General features: G+C 31.4%; 24 protein-coding genes. 11 read left to right on the top strand and 13 right to left on the bottom strand.

The window, feature by feature from the left end; genetic code table 11:
* Positions 1-8: 8 nt before the first annotated feature.
* The 4 genes from arsC to prfB all read right to left on the bottom strand — a co-directional run bounded on the left by arsC (position 9) and on the right by prfB (position 4,666).
* Positions 9-347, bottom strand: coding sequence for an arsenate reductase (glutaredoxin) (arsC, locus tag CHB67_RS02690; protein ID WP_089380187.1), 339 nt, complete (start codon positions 345-347; stop codon positions 9-11).
* Between the two features lie 41 nt (positions 348-388).
* Positions 389-2,779 carry an outer membrane beta-barrel family protein gene (locus CHB67_RS02685; RefSeq protein WP_089380186.1) on the bottom strand — a complete coding sequence of 797 codons (2,391 nt, stop codon included), beginning with the start codon at positions 2,777-2,779 and terminating at the stop codon, positions 389-391.
* Between the two features lie 160 nt (positions 2,780-2,939).
* Entirely contained in the window at positions 2,940-3,560 is a 621-nt protein-coding gene (locus CHB67_RS02680; protein ID WP_089380185.1) for an HAD family hydrolase, read from the bottom strand.
* On the bottom strand, positions 3,560-4,666 hold the full coding sequence (gene prfB / locus CHB67_RS02675) for a peptide chain release factor 2 (protein WP_089380184.1): 1,107 nt from the start codon (positions 4,664-4,666) through the stop codon (positions 3,560-3,562). The genes CHB67_RS02680 and prfB overlap by 1 nt, the downstream gene beginning before the upstream one ends.
* A gap of 186 nt (positions 4,667-4,852) precedes the next feature.
* Between prfB and CHB67_RS02670 the strand changes: the two genes are divergently transcribed.
* From CHB67_RS02670 to CHB67_RS02660, 3 genes are all read left to right on the top strand, one after another.
* A complete protein-coding gene (locus CHB67_RS02670; protein WP_089380183.1) occupies positions 4,853-5,875 on the top strand; it encodes a threonine aldolase family protein in 1,023 nt (340 codons plus the stop codon).
* Positions 5,876-6,094: 219 nt separating this feature from the next.
* The gene (gene msrA / locus CHB67_RS02665) at positions 6,095-6,640 is read left to right on the top strand and encodes a peptide-methionine (S)-S-oxide reductase MsrA (RefSeq protein WP_217900242.1); all 546 of its coding nucleotides are present in this window, start codon (positions 6,095-6,097) and stop codon (positions 6,638-6,640) included.
* A gap of 41 nt (positions 6,641-6,681) precedes the next feature.
* On the top strand, positions 6,682-6,951 hold the full coding sequence (locus CHB67_RS02660) for a hypothetical protein (protein ID WP_089380181.1): 270 nt from the start codon (positions 6,682-6,684) through the stop codon (positions 6,949-6,951).
* Between the two features lie 2 nt (positions 6,952-6,953).
* Here the strand turns inward: CHB67_RS02660 and CHB67_RS02655 are convergent, their stop codons facing one another.
* Together CHB67_RS02655 and CHB67_RS02650 are read right to left on the bottom strand one after the other, a co-directional pair.
* Entirely contained in the window at positions 6,954-7,265 is a 312-nt protein-coding gene (locus CHB67_RS02655; RefSeq protein ID WP_089380180.1) for a DUF6787 family protein, read from the bottom strand.
* Between the two features lie 113 nt (positions 7,266-7,378).
* The gene (locus CHB67_RS02650) at positions 7,379-7,999 is read right to left on the bottom strand and encodes a DUF937 domain-containing protein (RefSeq protein WP_089380179.1); all 621 of its coding nucleotides are present in this window, start codon (positions 7,997-7,999) and stop codon (positions 7,379-7,381) included.
* Between the two features lie 189 nt (positions 8,000-8,188).
* Between CHB67_RS02650 and CHB67_RS02645 the strand changes: the two genes are divergently transcribed.
* A complete protein-coding gene (locus tag CHB67_RS02645; protein ID WP_089380178.1) occupies positions 8,189-9,496 on the top strand; it encodes a dicarboxylate/amino acid:cation symporter in 1,308 nt (435 codons plus the stop codon).
* Between the two features lie 27 nt (positions 9,497-9,523).
* On the opposite strand, the gene CHB67_RS02640 is transcribed toward CHB67_RS02645, so the two are convergent.
* Positions 9,524-9,934, bottom strand: a complete 411-nt coding sequence (locus tag CHB67_RS02640) for a thiol-disulfide oxidoreductase DCC family protein (protein WP_089380177.1) — start codon at positions 9,932-9,934, stop codon at positions 9,524-9,526.
* Between the two features lie 98 nt (positions 9,935-10,032).
* On the opposite strand from CHB67_RS02640, the gene CHB67_RS02635 reads away from it, so the two are divergent.
* From CHB67_RS02635 to CHB67_RS02615, 5 genes are all read left to right on the top strand, one after another.
* Entirely contained in the window at positions 10,033-10,725 is a 693-nt protein-coding gene (locus CHB67_RS02635) for an ABC transporter ATP-binding protein (protein ID WP_089380176.1), read from the top strand.
* Positions 10,726-10,727: 2 nt separating this feature from the next.
* Positions 10,728-11,957: an ABC transporter permease gene (locus CHB67_RS02630; RefSeq protein ID WP_089380175.1), complete on the top strand. Its 1,230-nt coding sequence runs from the start codon at positions 10,728-10,730 to the stop codon at positions 11,955-11,957.
* Positions 11,958-11,962: 5 nt separating this feature from the next.
* A complete protein-coding gene (locus CHB67_RS02625) occupies positions 11,963-13,207 on the top strand; it encodes an ABC transporter permease (protein ID WP_089380219.1) in 1,245 nt (414 codons plus the stop codon).
* A gap of 28 nt (positions 13,208-13,235) precedes the next feature.
* The gene (locus CHB67_RS02620; protein WP_089380174.1) at positions 13,236-14,351 is read left to right on the top strand and encodes an efflux RND transporter periplasmic adaptor subunit; all 1,116 of its coding nucleotides are present in this window, start codon (positions 13,236-13,238) and stop codon (positions 14,349-14,351) included.
* A 166-nt stretch (positions 14,352-14,517) separates the two neighbouring features.
* Entirely contained in the window at positions 14,518-14,898 is a 381-nt protein-coding gene (locus CHB67_RS02615) for a hypothetical protein (protein WP_089380173.1), read from the top strand.
* Positions 14,899-14,973: 75 nt separating this feature from the next.
* On the opposite strand, the gene CHB67_RS02610 is transcribed toward CHB67_RS02615, so the two are convergent.
* From CHB67_RS02610 to CHB67_RS02600, 3 genes are read right to left on the bottom strand one after another with little or no spacing between them, the layout of a single operon-like run.
* Entirely contained in the window at positions 14,974-15,861 is an 888-nt protein-coding gene (locus CHB67_RS02610) for a 3-hydroxybutyryl-CoA dehydrogenase (RefSeq protein ID WP_089380172.1), read from the bottom strand.
* Positions 15,862-15,876: 15 nt separating this feature from the next.
* Positions 15,877-16,512, bottom strand: a complete 636-nt coding sequence (locus CHB67_RS02605; protein ID WP_089380171.1) for a sterol desaturase family protein — start codon at positions 16,510-16,512, stop codon at positions 15,877-15,879.
* 12 nt (positions 16,513-16,524) lie between these two features.
* A complete protein-coding gene (locus CHB67_RS02600; RefSeq protein WP_089380170.1) occupies positions 16,525-17,484 on the bottom strand; it encodes a Gfo/Idh/MocA family protein in 960 nt (319 codons plus the stop codon).
* An 86-nt stretch (positions 17,485-17,570) separates the two neighbouring features.
* Between CHB67_RS02600 and CHB67_RS02595 the strand changes: the two genes are divergently transcribed.
* Together CHB67_RS02595 and CHB67_RS02590 are read left to right on the top strand one after the other, a co-directional pair.
* Entirely contained in the window at positions 17,571-18,212 is a 642-nt protein-coding gene (locus tag CHB67_RS02595) for a protein-L-isoaspartate(D-aspartate) O-methyltransferase (protein ID WP_089380169.1), read from the top strand.
* A gap of 3 nt (positions 18,213-18,215) precedes the next feature.
* Positions 18,216-19,118, top strand: a complete 903-nt coding sequence (locus CHB67_RS02590) for a formylglycine-generating enzyme family protein (protein WP_089380168.1) — start codon at positions 18,216-18,218, stop codon at positions 19,116-19,118.
* Positions 19,119-19,358: 240 nt separating this feature from the next.
* On the opposite strand, the gene CHB67_RS02585 is transcribed toward CHB67_RS02590, so the two are convergent.
* Genes CHB67_RS02585 through CHB67_RS02575 form a run of 3 tightly spaced genes read right to left on the bottom strand, consistent with a single transcriptional unit; the run spans position 19,359 to position 21,065 of the window.
* A complete protein-coding gene (locus CHB67_RS02585) occupies positions 19,359-19,790 on the bottom strand; it encodes a DUF2147 domain-containing protein (RefSeq protein WP_317045684.1) in 432 nt (143 codons plus the stop codon).
* A gap of 2 nt (positions 19,791-19,792) precedes the next feature.
* Positions 19,793-20,320 carry a KdsC family phosphatase gene (locus CHB67_RS02580; RefSeq protein ID WP_089380167.1) on the bottom strand — a complete coding sequence of 176 codons (528 nt, stop codon included), beginning with the start codon at positions 20,318-20,320 and terminating at the stop codon, positions 19,793-19,795.
* Positions 20,304-21,065 (bottom strand): Rossmann-like and DUF2520 domain-containing protein, encoded by a 762-nt coding sequence (locus CHB67_RS02575; protein WP_089380166.1) that lies wholly within the window; start codon positions 21,063-21,065, stop codon positions 20,304-20,306. Before CHB67_RS02575 ends, CHB67_RS02580 begins: the two co-directional genes overlap by 17 nt.
* Positions 21,066-21,168 lie beyond the last annotated feature (103 nt).

Here is a 21,168-nt window from a genome sequence, read left to right as displayed (position 1 = left end):
CTTAAAAATTAAAGAATGGTTTTTATAAGTTCAGGTGGACGACCTATAACAGCTTTACCATTATTAATTACAATTGGCCTTTCAATTAATTTTGGATTCGCTACCATTGCTTTAATAATTTCAGCATCAGATAATTCTTTTCCTTTGAAGTTCTCTTTCCAAATAGCTTCAGTTTTTCGAACTAATTTGATAGGTGCTATTCCTAAAAGTTCAATTATTTCTGTAAGTTCTTCTTCAGTAACAGGAGTTTCTAAATATTTAATGGTTTCAAATGGAATTTTTGAAGCTTCTAAAATTTGTAGTCCTTGGCGACTTTTACTACAACGTGGATTGTGATATATTTTCATGGATATTCTTTTTTCAAAAATAAACAAATTAAATATATCCTTTAAAATTCGGGCTTGATATCTTTTTTACCAAAGTCAACAGATTTGTTATGTTTTTTCTGGTTGAAGCGATAGGTAAACGATACAATAAATGTAGGGAACTTGTTGGTAAGAATTCCTTCAGAATAGTAACTAGCATCAAAACGATCACGAGCAGTTTTAAAACTGTTAAAAACATCGTTTGAGTTCAAACTTAATGAAGCTGTATTATTCCAAAAATCTCTATTAATGGCTAAACTTGTATACGTATAAGCTTTTCGCTTTGAATAATTACTTTGCGATAATAACTCGTGACTAACATTTACTTGAAAGTCAACTATTTTAGGAATTTTAATTTTTGTAAGTAAGCTTTGTGAGCCTCCAAAGTTTGCATTGGTATAATCTAAACGAATTTGCTCACCAACAGTATTTGTTGTTTCAAAAACACCGTGTTGATCAAAAATATTCAAGTTTACATAACCCGTAAAACTCAACCAATTAGTTGGTGAATACATGGCTGTAAAATCAATTCCATAATAATTTACATAGCCAACGTTTTCGGGGGTTGTAATTAGTTTTTCAATTCCTTGAACTTGTTCGCCAGTTTCATAGGTTACACGTTGCCAGTAATCGTTATAGCGATTGAAAAATAGGGAAGGTGCAAACGTAAATTTAGAAGTACTTAATGTATAAGATAAACGTGTTAAATGATAAAAAACAGGCTTTAAGTGTATGTTTCCAACAAAAGACCAAGTCTCTGTATATTTTTGTTCAAAAGGTTGTAACTGACTGTAAGACGGTCTTCCTATTTTATTTGTATAAGACAGCGTAATACTTTCTTCATCATTAAACATATAATCTAAATATACTGCTGGAAATAGATTGTTATATGTGTTTTTTTTCTGCGTGAATACATCTTCAAAATCAATGGTAACATCAGAAAACTCGGCTCTTAAGCTTATTCCTACGTAAAAATCACCCATTATTTTTTCGTATTCAGCAAAAACGGCATGTATATTTTCTGCATAATTAATATGTTCCGTAGCAGCTTCACTTATGTATTGAAAAGGAATATCACCATATTCACCATAATAACCTGCAACAAAATTAGAGGAATCGTTTATTGGTGCAGCATATTTTACTTCAGCCCTGTAATTATTTATTTCGTTGTCTTCAATATAGCTTTCATCGGTAAAAGTTGGGTTTGAATTTAGAATGTCAAAATCATACAATTCATCATCATTTGAATAACTAAAATATGAAGATAGTTTTTGTTCTTCACTTTTAAAAAAATGATCAAAACTAAGTGTCGCTTCAAAAATATCATTGTTAAATTTCCCCTTATGAGTTCTGTTATTAGAACCCGTTTCAATACTAGCAGCATCAAATAAAATAGCTGTAGTTTTAGTGGTATTATTAGCGTTGATAGCTGTATAATTAACAACCCCCGATAATGTTGACTTTTTTGAAATTTTAAAATCTGCACCTAAAACACTACTAAAGTCATTTTTAGTTGAAGTATAATTACTGTTTCTACTTAAATTAGCATGAGGATTTCCATTGTTAAAATAGCTTGTTTCAGTGGTTGCTATTTGAGCATCTTGTTTATGCACAAAACTTGGATAAAAATAAACGTTTGTTTTGTTTGAACTGTAATTTAAGTTTACCAAACCTCCATAATAATTTCTATACCCACCTGAAATGGTTGCAGATGTATGAAAACCTTCTTCTTTTCCTTTTTTTAGAATGATATTTATAACGCCTGTTGAAGTGGCTTGATAACTAGCACCAGGATTTGAAATGACTTCAATTTTTTCAATAGAACTTGCGGGTAACGATTTTAAAGCATCCGCCTTTGAAAGCACAGTTACTTTTCCATTTATTAATATGGTAGGGTTTGCTAAACCGTTTAAACGAATAGCGCCAGTAGGATCAACAGCTACTGAAGGTATGTTGTTGAGTACATCAGTCGTCATTTTACTTTCTGATGCAATATCTTTACTAACGTTAAAAATAAGTTTATTTGCTTTTACTTCAATAGCTTTTTTAGATCCTTGTATTTCAATTTCTTGAAGATTTTCTGTGTCTAATTCTAATTCAATAGTTCCCAAATTGATATCGTGGTTGATCTCAGAAATGGCCAATTGTTTTGTTTTGTATGAAATAAACGCTACCGTTGTATGGTAAAAACCACTTGAGACATCTAATGAAAAATGACCTTTATGATTGGTGATACCTCCATATTTAACGATGCCAGAATCTAATGACTTAAAAATAATAGTAGCATAATCTATAGGAAGCTTAGTTGCAGTATCAATTATTTTCCCAGAAATAGTATATGTAGAAGAGTAATTATTTTGACCAATTAAAATTAATGGTAATAATAAATTACATAAAAAAAAGATTTTTCTCATTCAAAAAAAAACTTAATTAATTATTCATAGCAATAATAATTTTTCACATTTTTAATAAAGTAATAAGAATTACTTTTTGTAAAAATACAAATTATTGTTAAATAATTGTTTTTTATTTTATAAAAAAGACCTTTTGTTGTAAAATTAGCGTTAAGAAGGTTTAGCGTTTTATGTTGAGAAGGTTCAATTCTTGAATTAATTGTTCATGGTTTTTAAAGTGAATACCCTTCAATTTTAATTTGATGGAAGCTTCAACATTTTCTTTATTGTCATCAATAAAAACAGCTTTTTCAGGTGTGATTTGAAATCTGTCAAAAATTATTTGGAATATTTTTTCAGAAGGTTTTCTACATTTTTCTTGTCCGGAAACTACAACACCATCAAACTCTTTAAAAAAAGGAAACAATTCTATGGCTTTATCCCATTTTTCAGCGCACCAATTTGTTAAAGCATATACTTTATATTGTTTAGAAGCTTTAAAATAATGAAATAATTCAACATTTTTTTCAAGAGTTCCATGAAACATCTGTTCCCAATCGGTATAAAAGGCTCTAATTTCGGCTTCATACTCAGGAAATTCAGCAATTTTTAGCGCTTCCCCATCAGCAATTTTTTGACCAGCATCATGCGCTAAGTTCCATTCAGGAGTACATACATTTGTTAAAAACCAATCCATTTTAGCCGGATCATCTTTAAAAATTTGTTGGTATAAGTATTTTGGATTCCAATCTACCAACACACCTCCTAAATCAAAAATTATAGTATCTATTTCGTGTTTCATTACAATTCGTTTGAAGTATCTTTTTGACCTTGTTGCATTAAATAAGCTTTTAAAAAGCCATCAATATCACCGTTCATTACGGCATCTACATTTCCTGTTTCATGCGCTGTACGCACATCTTTTACCAACTTGTAAGGATGCATTACATAATTTCTAATTTGTGAACCAAAGTCAATTTTCATTTTACCCGATTCAATATCCTCACGCGCTTCCAATTGCTTATTCAATTCAATTTCATACAATTGCGATTTTAACATTTGCATAGCTCTATCTCTATTTTCGTGTTGAGAACGGGTTTCAGAACACGAAATTTGAATTCCTGTAGGTTTGTGCTTTAACTGCACTTTTGTTTCAACCTTATTCACATTTTGTCCGCCCGCACCACTAGATCTTGACGTTACAATTTCAATATCGGCCGGGTTAATGGTAATTTCAATACTATCATCAACCAACGGATACACGTATACAGAAGCAAAACTGGTATGACGCTTTGCATTGCTATCAAAAGGTGAAATACGCACCAATCTGTGCACTCCATTTTCTCCTTTTAAATACCCAAAAGCAAATTCACCTTCAATTTCAATGGTAACGGTTTTAATTCCAACCACATCTCCAGCCTGAAAATTTAATTCCTTCACTTTAAAGCCTTGTTTTTCGCTCCACATTAAATACATACGCATCAACATTTCAGCCCAATCACAACTTTCAGTTCCACCAGCACCAGCCGTAATTTGAAGTACCGCACTTAAGCTATCACCTTCATCAGACAACATGTTTTTAAATTCTAGGTTTTCAAGTAGGGTTATGGTTGTAGTGTATAATTTTTCTATTTCATCTTCGGAAGCTTCTCCTTCAGCATAAAAATCGAAAAGCACCGCTAAATCTTCATGATTTGTACGTACTTGGTTAAAATCATCTACCCATTTTTTCTTAGAACGCAATTCTTTCATCACTAATTCGGCTTCCTTCGGATTGTTCCAAAAGTTTGGATTGGCTGTTTTTTCTTCCTCATTCGCAATTTCAATAAGTTTCCTGTCAATATCCAGATAACTTTTAAGTTTGCCAATGCGTTGTTCTAATTTATTTAATTGCTCGTTTGAAATCATTTTATAAGTTAAGAAATACAAAAATAAGGTTTCAAATGAAATAATACACCATATTTTAAAATAGTGTTCATTTGTGTTAAAATTGATGAATTCTGAAAGTTGATTTTACCTAAAATAAATTACCTTAGCTATATTAAAACACGATACTATTTGTTATTTTGCATAGTATAAAATTTACATTTTAAAATGAACATAAATTTAATTAGTGATACGGTAACCAAACCAACAAAAGGAATGTTGGAAGCGATGATGACTGCTGAAGTTGGGGATGATGTGTTTAAAGGAGACCCAACAGTAATTGCATTGCAAGAAAAAGCCGCTGCGTTATTTGGAATGGAAGATGCGTTATTTTTTCCTTCGGGCACCATGGCAAATCAAACAGCGATTAAAATACACACGCAACCGGGAGATAAAATGTTTTGCGACAAATGGGCACACGTGTACAATTATGAAGGAGGTGGTGCGGCATTTAATTCTGGAGTTACTTCACATTTAATTGATGGTGATAGAGGAATGTTCACGGCGAATCAATTATACGAGGCTGTTTCAAGCGGACGATCAGATATTCATGTTCCGTATTCACGATTGGTAGCTGTTGAAAATACTACAAATAAAGGAGGTGGAGCTTGTTGGAGTTTTGAGGAATTGATAAAAATCCAGAAAATTTGTGTAGAAAATGACTTGGCATTTCATTTAGATGGTGCACGTTTGTTTAATGCGATGGTTGCCAAAGGTGAATGTCCAAAACAATATGGAGAAGTGTTTGATACTATTTCAATTTGCTTATCTAAAGGTTTAGGAGCGCCCGTAGGTTCAATTTTATTAGGTGCAAAAGAGCACATTGAGAAGGCTTTAAGAGTTCGGAAACTGTTTGGAGGTGCTATGCGACAAGTGGGGTATTTAGCTGCCGCTGGAATTTACGCTTTAGATCACCATGTAGAACGCTTGGAAATTGATCATAATCGTGCTAAAATTTTAGGAAAGACCTTACAAAATTGTGAATTTGTCAAAAACGTTGAACCAATTGAAACCAATATTGTAATTTTTAATTTGATTGATACTATAAGTGAAGAGGCATTTATAAGTCGGTTAAATGATGCTGGAATTGGATTGATTTCTATGGGACAAGGGAAATTAAGAATGGTTACACATTTAGATTTCACCGAAGAAATGTTAGAATCTGTGGTGTATACCTTAAAGCATTTATAATTTAATACTCTTTTTGAATATGTAAATAGCATAAAGTATCATTTCTAGTAATTTTTGATAAAAAATGGTATCGATCACTATTATCTTGTAATTTTCAGAAAGTTAATTCGACTTAGAAAGAAATAATGATTTATGATGAAAACTATTATTCTTTTTATAAGTGTTTTTTTGTTGACAATAACAACAAACGCACAATCAATTCAATCTAAAAAAATAAAAATGTCAAAAAAATTAGAAACTGCTATACTTGCCAATGGATGCTTTTGGTGTACCGAAGCTATTTTTCAATTATTAGAAGGAGTGGAGTCGGTAACGTCTGGTTATACAGGGGGAGAAATTAAAAACCCTACTTACAAAGAAATTTGTACAGGTACAACAGGCCATGCAGAAGCCATAAAAATAGAGTTTAACCCGGGTGTAATTTCTTTTGAAGACTTGTTGAAAGTATTTTTTAGTACCCACGACCCAACTACTTTAAACAGACAAGGGTATGATAAAGGTACTCAATACCGATCGGCTATTTTTTATATTTCTGAAAGTCAAAAACAAACTGCAGAAAAGTTAATAAAAGCACTTTCTGAAGCACAAGTTTTTAACGATCCAATAGTTACAGAAGTTACCAAATTATCTACTTTTTATAAAGCTGAAGGGTATCATCAAAATTATTATAACAACAATAAAACACAAGGCTATTGTGTAGCTGTAATCAATCCTAAATTAGAAAAATTCATTAAAAATTATGGCGATAAATTAAAGAAACAATAATTGTGTTATTTAACTGTTATATTGTTTGTAAATAAAAATGAATGCATAAAAAATACAAATTGCTATTATTAAGTATCTTGTTTGATGCTGTTGGAATGTTATCCTTTGTAATACCAGGAATAGGTGAATTTTCAGATGTTATATGGGCGCCTGTTTCGGTTTATTTTATAACAAAAATGTATAAGGGAACAGTAGGTAAAGTTAGTGGTGCTATTTCTTTTTTAGAAGAAATTGGGATTTTTGGAACAGATTTTTTACCAACTTTTACGCTTACTTGGTTGTATACCTATTTAATTAAAAAGGAACAATAAGTTTAAGCGTCTTGTTTAAAAAGAAATTTAAAACCCATTCTTGAAAGCGTTTTTTTTGAAAATGCCTTAAAGAATTTAAATTGACCGAAGCAAAAACCAACAAGTGGCAATGTAAATTGGTAAATAACAAAAATTAAACCAATTCTAATTGGCCAAAATATCCAAGGATTTGTAGTTTCTTTTGCCAAACCAATAAATTCCGTTAATGGTTTTGCAACCCAAGCAGCAAAAGATCCATTAATGGAAAATACAATTATAATTAATATAACTTGAAAGTTTGATGTTAATCCCCAGCGCTGTCTTAATTTCTCCATAAATAATAAAATCTTGGCAAAAATACATTTATATTTTAAACTGAAAATTTTAAATTAAAAAAAGGATCAAGTTTTAATATCAAGATCCTTTTATATAAAATTAATACCTTTAATTATTTACCAAACATACCACCAAGTATGCCTCCTAAGCCACCTTTTTTACTTCCGCTGGCCATTCCAATAATATCATCAACAACACTACCATCACCATCTGCATCTAAAAGTTGAGATACTAAATTTTGGTCTTGTTGTGCGTTTCCACCTAATAAACTTCCAAGTAAACTTTCAATTCCGCCAGCATCACTAACATTGTTTTGTCGAGTTTGTCTCCCTAAATAACCTAATATTACAGGTGCAGCCATTTGTAAAAGCGACATAACAGCACTTAAATCCATACCGCTTTTAGTGCTTACCGCTTGTGCTACATTTTTTTCTTTCCCATTAAATATATGTCCTAAAATACCCGCACCATCTTTCGTAGCATTTGAATCCCCAAGAAAATCACCTAAATTATCCAAAATGCTTCCATCGTGGTTTGAGTTAGAAAGCGCGCCTAATAAACCTTGAGCACCTTGTGGAGAAGCAGCATTATTTTTCATAGCTCCTATAATTAATGGAAGCGCAGCATTTAACGCTGAACTTGTTGTACTTGTTTTTTGACCTAATTGTTCACTAGCACTGTTTACCAATGTTTTACCTAAGTCGCTATTTAATAAATCTAATAATCCTGCCATTCTATAAATATTGTTTAGTTAATTTTTTTCTAAAATACACAATTTGATTAGTTTTCATAAGTATGACTCCAACATTTTTAAAAAGTCACATAACTTTTATTAAATAATCAAAGTATTTACATTTATTTCAAAATTACTTTACCAATTCTTTGGTATTTTCTATCTTCCCCTAAATTTTAAAATCTTTTAATGAAGAAAATAGCATTGCACTGGCAAATTATTTTAGGAATGTTAGTAGGAGTATTGGTTGGTTTATTAATGACACAATTTGAAGGCGGTAAAGAATTAGTTCAGGATTGGATCAAACCATTTGGAAAAATTTTCATTAATTCATTAAAATTAATCGCTGTTCCTTTAATATTAGCATCTTTGATTAAAGGTGTTTCCGATTTAAAAGACATTTCAAAACTATCCAAAATGGGAGGTAGAACTATAGGGTTGTATTTGTTAACTACTATAGTTGCAGTTTCAATAGGTTTATTTTTAGTAAATGTTATAAAGCCAGGGAATTCAATTTCAGAAGAAACAAGACAAGAGTTGGTTCAAAATTACACAGGAGAAACAGTAAAATATAAAGAAGAAGCTGCTAAACAAAAGGATAGTGGCCCATTACAAGCTTTGGTAGATATTGTTCCTGAAAATATATTTGGCGCTGCTACGGAGAATAAAAATATGCTACAAGTCATATTTTTTGCCTTAATTTTTGGTATTGGTCTTATTCTCATTCCTGAGGAAAAAGCCACACCGGTAAAAAACTTTTTTGATGGTTTTAATGAAGTCATTCTAAAAATAATTGATTTAATTATGTTGGCAGCACCTTATGGTGTATTTGCATTATTAGCCGCTTTGGTGGTAGAATCTCCAAGTATTGATTTATTTCAAGCATTGGTATGGTATGCTTTTACTGTAGTTTTGGGACTTTTAGTTATGGGAGGTTTTTATATGTTACTTGTATGGTTAGTTACTAAAAAAACACCTTCAACCTTTTTAAAAGGAATATCACCAGCGCAACTATTAGCGTTTTCAACTAGTAGTAGTGCAGCAACTTTACCGGTAACTATGGAAAGAGTTACAGAGCATTTAGGTGTTGATGAAGAAGTGAGTAGTTTTGTGTTGCCTATTGGTGCAACTATAAATATGGATGGAACAAGTTTGTATCAAGCAGTGGCTGCTGTTTTTATAGCACAAGCTTTTGGTATGGATTTATCTTTAGGTGTTCAGTTGGGAATTATTGTAACAGCAACTTTAGCAAGTATTGGTTCTGCAGCAGTACCTGGAGCAGGTATGGTTATGTTAGTAATTGTATTAGCTCAGGCTGGAATTCCAGAAGCTGGTTTAGCCTTAATTTTTGCGATTGATAGACCATTAGATATGTGTAGAACTACCGTAAATGTAACTGGAGATGCCTCCGTTTCAATGCTAGTAGCCAAATCTATAGGTAAACTTCATGAACCGAAAGTAAAAGAATGGGATGATAATTACCCTAAAAAAGGATAAGTTTACTTGTAAATTCAATAACTAAGATCATTCTAAAAAACGATTCTTAATTTCAGGAGCGGGTAGCATACAGGTTTCTTTTTTACCAAACCAAGCATACCTATTTTTTGCTATGAAATCATAAATAGCATCTCGTATAAATTTAGGAATTAGCTTAAAAATAGATACTAATTTAAAACCTCCTGATAACTTACTGGAAATAAGCAATGCAGCTGTTGATTTATCGTAAATAACGTTATTTTCAACCAATAAAACAGAATCTAATTTATTTTTTTTCGCTGGAAAATGTAACAAAATTTCTTTTGCAGCGTCTGATTGTAGTGAGGCAAATATAAAACGTTCTTTTTTGTCGTGTTTGATAATGAAATTTACCGATGCATTGCAAAGGTTACAAACACCGTCAAAAAGAATAATTGATTTGTTTTTAATATTGTTCACAGAGCGAAGTTACATATTTTAAAGGTATTTATCTTTTAACAAAATATTAATAAGAACTCTCAAAAGCAATGTATAAATTCGTTTAAAACAACAACCAAATGATTAAGATTGAAAAACTACATAAGTCTTATCCTATAGGAAAAGATTCCCTTCACGTTTTAAAAGGCATTGATTTACATATTAAAGAAGGCGAGTTTGTAGCTATTATGGGATCTTCAGGATCTGGAAAATCTACCTTATTAAATATTGTAGGTTTATTAGATACCCATGACGAGGGCATTTATAAATTAAATGGACAAGTAATTGAAAATTTAGACGAAACTAAAGCAGCAACACTTAGAAATAAGTTTTTAGGCTTTATTTTTCAGTCCTTCAACTTAATCACCTACAAAACTGCTGTTGAAAATGTTGCGCTTCCTTTATATTATCAAGGTATGGGAAGAAAAGATCGTCAAAAAGTTGCCATGAAATACTTAGAGAAAGTAGGTTTAAAAGAACGTGCTAATCATTTACCTAACGAACTTTCAGGTGGTGAAAAACAACGTGTTGCAGTTGCAAGAGCATTGGCAACACAACCAAAAGTAGTATTGGCTGATGAGCCTACAGGAGCTTTAGATTCAAAAACTTCTCATTCTGTTATGGAATTGTTGAAAGACATTAATAGAGAAGGTATGACTGTTTTTGTGATTACACATGAGGAAGACATTGCAGAACAAACCGATAGAATTGTTCGATTGAAAGATGGTGTTATTATAAGCGACGAGAAAGTTAACAAAACAGTAACAGCTTAATTATGTTCGATTTAGATCGCTGGAGAGAAATATTTCAAGCTATTAGTAAGAATAAACTACGAACAGCCCTGTCTGGCTTTACGATTGCTTTTGCAATACTATTATTTACACTTTTATTTGGTGTAGGAAATGGTTTAAAACACACTTTTGAAAAACAATTTGCAGGAGATTCTCAAAATTCGATTTACATAAATTCAGGAAGAACCACAAAACCTTATAAAGGTTTACAGAGTGGTAGAGGCATACAATTTAGAAATGATGATTCTAAATTTATAAATGAAAAATTTCCTGATAAAATTCAATATTTCAGTCCGAATATTCAGCGAAGTATGCAGGTAATTTATAAGGGGGAACAAAATAGGTATACGGTGAGAGCTGTTTACCCTGATTATCAGCCTTTGGAATCTGCAGTAGTTGAAGAGGGGCGTTTTTTAACTTATTTAGATGTTGAACGTAGATCAAAAGTTGTCGCTATTGGAAGATTGGTTGAAAAAGATTTGTTTGGAAACTTAAGTGCTATTGGGAAAAATCTAAATATTGAAGGTATTTCATACAAAGTAGTGGGTGTTTTTAGTGATCCAGGAGGAGATAATGATGAACGTTTTATATACACTCCGTTTTCAACATTTCAAGGAATGTATAAACCAAATGATGAATTGGATTATATTGGAATGACTTTCAATCCAGATTTAAACGTAGATCAAGCTATTGCTTTTAGTAATTTATTAACCAAAATGCTAAAAGAAAAACACAATGTTGATCCAAGAGATCAAGGAGCAATTCGTGTTCGAAATTATGCGGAAGGAACTAAAAATGTACAATCTTTTATGATGGTGCTAAATGTAATTATACTATTTATTGGTATAGGAACCTTAATCGCTGGTATTATTGGGATTAGTAATATTATGGTGTACATAGTAAAAGAACGAACCAAAGAATTAGGGATTCGTAAAGCTTTAGGAGCAACGCCTAAATCTATTGTAGGAATGATTATGATGGAATCTATTTTTGTAACTGCTTTAGCAGGTTATTCTGGATTAATGATTGGCGTTTTTACATTAAAAGCCTTAGGGAAAAGTTTAGAGAAATATTTTATTTTGAATCCAAGTGTTGAAACCTATGTAGTTGTTGGAGCAACAATCGTTTTGGTTATTGCAGGAACCATAGCAGGATATATTCCAGCAAAAAGAGCAGCGAGTATTAAACCAATTGTAGCATTAAACGACGAATAGTTATGTTGAAATTTATATTTGATCAAGATACCTGGCAAGAAATTTACAGTAGCATTCGTAAAAATAAAATGCGTACCGGTATTACTATCATTGGTGTAATGTGGGGTATCTTTTTATTGGTTGTTTTATTAGGAGCGGCAAAAGGAGTTGAGAATAATTTCAATAAACTATTTGGAAATTTTGCTACCAATAGTGTATTTGTTTGGGCACAACAAACAAGTAAGCCTTTTAAAGGTTTTCAAGAAGGGAAAGGACTTACATTAAAAATGTCGGACTTAGAAAATATTAAAAATGAAATTGAAGGGTTAGAGTTTGTAGTGCCACGCCATCAAACACAAGCTATGGCAATTAATAACTTTAAATCTGGAACTTTTGGAATATTTGGTGATTATCCTGAATTAGATAAAGTTCAGAAAAAAGAGTTGGTTTACGGTCGATTTATCAATGATAATGATATCAAAGAAAAGAAAAAGGTGTGTGTTATAGAAGAAGAAATCTACAAACAATTATTTGATGAAGGAGAATTTCCTATTGGTACTTATATAAAAATAAATGATATCAACTACAATGTTGTTGGAATGTATAAAGAAGGCCAAGTTGGAGGTGGTGGTCCTCAAGGAAATATTCATATTCCGTTCACAACATTTCAACAAGTGTATAACAGAGGTGATAGCATAGGTTGGATGATGATAACCGGTGATATGGAGCATGATATTACACAAATTGAGGCTGATGTTAAATTATTATTGAGAAACCTTCATAAGGTACACCCTAATGATGAAAGAGCCTTTGGAAGTTTTAATTTAGGAGAACGCATTGCTCAAGTAACAGGGTTTTTAACAGGAATGCAGTTTTTAACGTGGTTTGTAGGTATCGCTACCTTAATAGCCGGTGTTTTTGCTATTGGTAATATTTTATTAATTACAGTAAAGGAACGAACCAAAGAAATAGGAATACGACGCGCTTTAGGAGCAAAACCTTGGGAAATTAAACGTCAAATTGTATTAGAATCTGTATTCTTAACAAGTATAGCCGGAGCATTAGGAATTATATTTGGGGGGCTTGTGTTAATGCTTATTGATAACACAATTGGCAAAGGACCAGAGGCAGCATTAACAAATCCAACAGTTGATATTCCTGTGGTTATAACTGCAGCAATAACACTAGTTGTATTAGGAACATTAATAGGTATGATACCAGCGCAAACGGCTATAAGCATACGTCCAATAGAAGCATTAAGAGAAGAATAAAAACATTAAATAAGAAAACAATTAACTGATGAAAAAAACACTAATTTTTGGAACAATAGCAGTCTTGTTGGTATTAGTTTTAGTCTGGTTTGGAATGAAAAACAGCAAAAACCCAATAGCGTATGAAACTGAAATGCCTTTTAAAACCAATATTGTAAAAAAAACGGTAGCTACAGGTAAAGTGATACCTTTAGAAGAAGCTGAAATAAAACCTAAAGTATCAGGGATTATTGAAAAAATTTACGTTGAAGAAGGCGCTAAGGTTGAAGTAGGTGATTTAATTGCTACCATTCGAGTGGTTCCTAATGTTCAATCATTAAACAGTGCTTCTGGAAATGTGAAAACAGCGAAGTTGCGTTATGAAAATACAGAAACTTTATACAAAAGAAATAAAACCTTATTTGAAAAAGGGGTGATATCAAGACAAGAATTTGAAACTACAGAATTAAATTTTGAAAGTGCGAAGCAAGAGTTAAGCAATGCGCAAAATAATTTACAAATTATTCAAAAGGGATCTGCAGCAGGAATGGGGAAAACGGCAAATACGTTTGTTTTAGCTGAAATTGCTGGGACTATTTTAGAAATTCCTGTTAGAAAAGGGACACAGGTTATTGAAAGTAATACGTTTAATGCAGGGACAACCATTGCAACTATTGCCGATATGACCAAAATGATTTTTGAAGGAAAAGTTGACGAAGCTGAAGTTGGGAAAATTAAAAACGGGACGGTTTTAGAAGTTTCTCTTGGAGCTATTGAAAAGAAAAAGTATCCTGCGAAACTAAATTTTATCGCTCCTAAGGGAACCGAGGAAAATGGAGCTGTACAGTTTAAGATTAAAGGAGACGTAACCTTAGATGATGAGTTTTACGTTCGTGCTGGTTATAGTGCAAATGCTGATATAGTATTGGAATCTAAAGATAGTGTTTTATCTATTAAAGAAGCTTTATTACAATTTGATAAAAAAACAGAAACACCTTATGTTGAAGTAAAAACCGGAGATCAAGAATTTGAAAAACGAGATGTTGAATTAGGTATTTCTGATGGTATTAATGTTGAGATTTTAGATGGTGTTACTATGGACGATGAAATTAAAATTTGGAATAAAACATCAAAGAAAGAAGAAAAAGAAGAAGGAGATAATTAGTGATTAATTTTTACTAATTTTTAAAGCGTTTTAATTTGTTTTAAAACGCTTTTTTTATCTTTAAGCGTTAATCTTTTTAGGAATATCTATTTTTATGATTTATATCAGCCAAATTTTCAAATAAAAATTAGAAATTTAAAGTATATAATTTTAAAACCAACTAAATATGGAGAGTCAGTTATTGTATTTAAGTGATTTAAACTTCAATCTTGAAGTATGGAAAAGAGAGTTAAAGTTTCAAGAGAGTGAAATGGATTATTTTGAAGAAAAATTGGAACACGTTGCAATACGAAATATGGGAAGCGATATAATGAGGCAGCTAGAATCTTTTCAAAATAAAATTATACGTGAACGAGAAGTTATGGGGCATTTGAGACATAGGATTCGAATGAAAAAAAGGGAAATAGCACAAGCAAAATACAACAATAATTCAGAAGTTAAATTTCACGAAAAACAAGTGCTTTTAAAAGATGAAATGAAAATTTTTGTTAAAATGCATTATGATTTGAAAGAAGATATGATGGATTTTTTCTTGAAATATTTATAGAAACGTAAAAAAGCCTTTTCAATAGTGAAAAGGCTTTTTTATATTATTGTTGTTGAATTAAGCAAACGTTTAATTTTAACTAAACTGTTTTGAAATAACTTCAGCTTTTCTATTTTCAGAGTAATCATAAAAACCTTCACCTGATTTTACACCTAACTTACCAGCCTGTACCATATTTACCAATAATGGGCAAGGAGCATATTTTGGGTTTTTGAATCCGTTATACATTACGTTTAAAATAGACAAACAAACATCTAGTCCAATAAAATCAGCTAATTGTAAGGGACCCATTGGGTGTGCCATTCCTAATTTCATTACGGTGTCAATTTCATAAACACCTGCAACACCATTATACAATGTTTCTATAGCTTCATTAAGCATTGGCATTAAAATTCTATTAGCAACAAAACCAGGATAATCATTAACTTCAACAGGTACTTTATTTAATTCTTCTGAAAGCTTCATAATGCTTTGTGTAACTTCATTAGAGGTAGTGTAACCTCTAATTATTTCAACCAATTTCATAATAGGTACAGGATTCATAAAGTGCATTCCTATTATTTTTTCTGGTCTGTTTGTAACTGCTGCTATTTTTGTAATAGAAATAGAGGACGTATTTGTTGCTAAAATTGCCGATTTTGGAGCTTGTTCATCAAGCTGCTTAAAAATTTTCAATTTTAAGTCTTCATTTTCAGTAGCAGCTTCAACAACTAAATCTATTCCTTTAACACCTTCAGTAATAGTAGTAAAGGTTGAAATATTATTTAATGTTTGTGATTTTATAGCTGTCGTAATTTTTTCTTTAACAACAAGTCTGTCTAAATTTTTAGCAATAGTAGCTAAACCCTTATCTAGCGCTTCTTCAGAAACATCAATTAAATGAACATTAAAATTATGTTGTGCAAACACATGCGCAATACCATTTCCCATAGTACCAGCACCAATAACAGCTATATTTTTCATTGTTATAAAATTAAATTAATCTCCTTTTGGAGGCATTGTTCCAAAAACGTGATCCCATAGGGTATTTGAAACACCAAATGCTTTATTTGGGTACTTATAATGATGTAAACTATGATGTTTCCACAAATATTTAAATCTTTTAGGAGGTTTAACCACGTGCGTTGCTCTATGTAAAAATGAATACAACAAATAGCCCAAGAAAAAACCAGGAAAGAAAGCCCACGTATAAATAGGGTAGCCTATAATTGTAAAAATTATATAAAATATAGCAAATAATACTGAAGCCATTAAAATACCAGGTACAGGAGGCATTAATAAGCGTTCGGTATCTCTAGGATATAAATGATGTGAACCATGCATTACAAAATGAAAACGTTGCACAAATTTATTTTCATTAATCCAATGAAATAAAAAGCGATGCAATAAATATTCTGCTAAAGTCCAAAAGAATAATGCAAAAATAAAGAAACCTATGAAAGTATTCATAGGAATGTTTTTTATGTACAATGCATTATAAATTAAAAGTAGTACAACAGCTCCGTACACAATAATATTAGAACGTAACGATGTTTTAGTTAAACGCTCTAAAAAAGGGTTTTTAAAAATTTCAGCATTTCCTCTATTATGTTCTGTAGTCACTTTAGGATTCATGATTAAAAAAACTTAAAAATTATCAATTATTTGTTGTGCAACTCTCAATGCATCAGTTCCTTGTTCTAAAGAAACGATTGGAGTTGTATTATTATTTATAGCATCAGCAAATGTTTCTAATTCATCTAAAATAGCATTGTTGGCTTCAACTGTTGGATTTTCAAAATAGATTTGTTTTTTAATTCCTTCAGCATTTTGTAAAACCATATCAAAATCGCCAGGTTGTTCAGGTGCATCTTTCATTTTAACAACCTCGGTTGCTTTTTCAAAAAAATCAACTGCAATATAAGCATCTTTCTGGAAAAAACGAGATTTACGCATATTCTTCAATGAAATTCTACTTGCAGTTAAATTGGCAACACAACCGTTTTCAAACTCAATTCGAGCATTAGCAATATCTGGAGTTTCACTAATTACAGATACACCGCTAGAGTGTATATTTTTTACTTTTGATTTTACAACACTTAAAATAACATCAATATCATGAATCATTAAATCTAAAACTACAGGCACGTCAGTTCCTCTTGGATTAAATTCCGCCAATCTGTGTGTTTCAATAAACATTGGCTGCTGAATAGCATCTTTTACAGCCGTAAATGCTGGGTTAAAACGCTCTACATGACCAACTTGCCCTTTTACATTATGCTTGTTTGAAAGTTCAATTAAAGTTTCAGCTTCTGCTACTGTTTTGGTAATTGGTTTTTCAATAAAAATATGTTTTCCTTTTGAAATTGCTTGTTTAGCACAATCAAAGTGAGATAGGGTAGGTGTAACAATATCAACAACATCAACAGCATCAATTAAAGCTTCAATAGTATCAAATGCTTTGTAGCCAAATTCGTCTGAAACTTTTGCTGCATTTTCTTTAATAGGATCATAAAATCCAACCAATTCATATTTTTCAGATTGCTTTAATAATTTTAAATGAATTTTACCAAGGTGGCCTGCACCTAAAACTCCAACTTTAATCATCATAATACTTTTATTTTTTATGTTAGCAAAAATAAGAATCTTTAGGCATTTATTGTTATTTTTAGCACCTCAAATTTTAATTATTAGTGAAAGATACCCACAAACATCAAGGACTTAGAAATCAATTAGTAAAAACGATCATAGCTAAAGGAGTTACTGATAAAAAAGTATTGGAAGCTATAGCTAGTATTCCACGACATTTATTTTTAGATTCTAGTTTTGCTGATTTTGCTTACCAAGACAAAGCATTTCCTATAGCTGCAGATCAAACCATTTCTCAACCTTTTACAGTTGCTTATCAAAGTGAATTATTAAAAGTTGAAAAAGGAAGTAAAATACTTGAAATTGGAACTGGCTCTGGTTATCAAACAGCTGTGTTGATAGAAATGGGTGCTAAAGTATTCTCTATTGAACGTCAACAAGAATTATTTAGAAAAACAAAATTGTTTTTACAGAAATTAAATTACAAACCTAAAGCATTAATTTTTGGAGATGGGTACAAAGGTTTGCCAACTGAAGCTCCTTTTGATGGAATTATAGTAACTGCCGGTGCGCCTTTTGTTCCAAACCCTTTGTTGGCTCAATTAAAAATAGGAGGTAGGCTTGTAATACCTGTTGGTGACGATGTGCAAACAATGACGCTTTTTATAAGGAAAAGTGAAAAAGATTTTGAAAAACATGAATTGGGCGATTTTAGATTTGTGCCAATGTTGAAAGAAAAAAATTAAATTATGAAATTATACCCAATATTTATTGTTTTTACTTTGTTAGTAGTTTCTTGTAAAGAGACTCCTAAAAAAGTTGTTGAAGAAACAAAAGCAGCTAAAATAGTAAAAAAACTTCCTGTTGAAGTAGATACCAGTACAATGGTTTATTTTGAAGGAGGAAACATTGAAATAGGTTCAGTTACTGGGTTGCCTAATGAACAACCTGTTTTTAACAAACAAATTAACTCTTTTTATTTAGATAAAAACTTAGTTACTGTTGCTGAATTTAGAAAATTTATAGAAAGTACTTCATACACTACAGAAGCTGATAAATTTGGTGATTCTGGAGTGTTTTTATTTGAAACTAACAATTGGACGTTGTTAAAAGGCGCTAATTGGGAATTCCCTTTAGGGCCTGATCAAGAAAAAGCGAAGGATAATCATCCTGTTACACAAGTTAGCTTTAATGATGCAAAAGCCTATGCGAAGTGGGTTGGAAAGCGTTTACCTACAGAGTTCGAATGGGAATTTGCGGCTAAAAATGGTGTAAATTCTACAAATGCATATGCTTGGGGTAATAATTTAATTGTAAACGGAAAGTATATGGCTAATGTATGGCAAGGAGCTACCATAGATGATAACACAGTTTTAGATGGGTATTTATTGACTTCACCTGTTGGAACTTTTGGTGAAACTAAAATGGGTTTAAATGATATGGCTGGAAATGTTTGGCAATGGTGTGATAGTTATTACAAACCTTATCCTGAAAATATGAATGCTGCACCTGTAAATTCAAGTGTAAGAACTACAAGAGGTGGTTCTTTTATGTATGATCAAGCCTTAGAAAAAGGTTACACAACTACATTTAGAGGTCAAAACTCTATAGATACTTCGCTATTTAATATGGGCTTTAGATGCGCTAAATAACATAACATTTATGTATTTAATGGAAAAGGCTGTTAAAAAAGCAAAATTTAATCAACCTATGCTTAAACTCCGCTCAGCAATCGATTATTGAGCGGAGTCTAAATACAGGTTCTCATAATGATTTTGTTATCAGTATGGTAAGATTCTGAAAAGACACTTCGACAAGCTCTGTGTGACATATTCAGAATGACGTTTTTTTTAAAAAAAATCGACAGCCTTCTACTTTAAGCTAAATAGAACTTACATTCTAGTCCAATATTGTGTTCTTCCAATTAATGAAAATCCTAAATAACCTCTAACTTTCAGTTTATTATCTTCTTCTAAAACAATATAACATTTGTATTCTTTACCTGTTTTAGGATCTAAAATTTTAGCATCATTCCATTCATCATCATCTTTTGTTAAACCGTTGATAATTTCCATTCCTTTAATAGGTTGGCCTTTTTTAGCGCCGCTACAATTGTCACAAAGATTGTTTTCTTTGCCTTTTTCTAATAATTGAAGAATTTTACCATACGCTTTTCCGTTTTGTTCGTAAATTTCGACAATTGATTTTTCATTTCCTGTTTCTTCGTCAAATGTTTTCCATTTTCCAAAAATTGTTTGACTGTAACTGTTAACTCCAACAATTAACGCAAACCCGATAATAAGTAATTTTAAATTTTTCATCATAATTAATCATATTTAGCATGGAACTGACCAGCCCATTTTCCTTGTACTTTTAACACTTGTTCAATAACATCCCTAACACAACCTAGCCCTCCTTTTTTATGAGAAATATAGTGGGATGCATTTTGTATTTCTGCAACAGCATCTTTAGGGCAAGTTGCCAATCCAACTAATTTCATCACTGGATAATCTGGAATATCATCACCCATATATAAAATTTCTTCTGGAGTTAGATTCTTTTCTTTTACATATTTGTTAAATTGAATTATTTTATCGTGTGCACCTAAATAAATATCAGTAATTCCCAAACCTACAAGTCTAGATCTTACACCTTCATTTTGTCCGCCAGAAATAATACAAATATTATATCCAGCATCAATAGCAGATTTTAAAGCATATCCATCTTTTGTGTTCATTAACCTTGTTAATTCTCCCGTAGATGATATATGAACCAAACCATTGGTTAAAACACCATCTACATCAAACATAAAAGTAGTGATTTGTGGCATTATTTCTTTATAACTTTTCTCCATATAAATTTATAATTGATTGGGTTAGCAATGTATAAATTTTTTGTTGATTATTAGTAAGTAATGATAAATGTGTTTCAATAGTTTTGGTATCGTTACGTTTTGCAGGTCCTGTTTGTGCTTCAAAAGGAGTGAGATCTTCTATTTTTAATGCTGTTTCCTTGATCAAAGGAGCTAAGATTTCAAAAGGAATGTGTTCTTTTGAACAAATTTCATTACCGATTTGATATAAATGATTTACAAAATTATTGACAAATACGGCTGCAACATGTAAGGTTTTTCGTTGTTCTGAATTTATTTTATAGGATGGACTTCCAATAGCATTTGTTATTTTTTGAAGCAATTCTAAATCTTTACTATTTTCAGCTTCTAAACAAAAAGGAACTTCAGAAAAATCAACTTTTTTATCTTTTGAAAATGATTGTAAAGGATATAATACACCCTTATTTGCGTTGCATTTTAAAACAGCTAAATCTGTTGCGCCTGAGGTATGTACCACTAATTTACCTTCAAAATTCAATTGTTTTGAAACTTTAGAAATGGCATTGTCTGAAACACAGATAATATATATGTCAGCCTCTTTTAACTCAGGGATTTTAGTTGTTATTGCAGTTTCATTTTTTAAATAAGCAATTTTATCTATGCTTCGATTGTACACTTGAACAAGTTCAATACTCGCACTTTTTAGAAGCATTTTTGTTAAATGGACAGCTACATTTCCAGCACCAAGAAGTACCACTTTTATCATGTCGCTAAGATACTTTAATTGCAGGGTAAAAAAAAGGGGGTATAAAAAAAGTATAAAAAACTCGCCATTCTGAATTAATTTCAGAATCTCATTGTACTGAAAA

It is taken from the genome of Lutibacter agarilyticus (assembly GCF_900188235.1).
Classification (GTDB): Bacteria; Bacteroidota; Bacteroidia; order Flavobacteriales; family Flavobacteriaceae; genus Lutibacter; species Lutibacter agarilyticus.
This window is presented reverse-complemented; position numbering and strand designations above follow the sequence as displayed.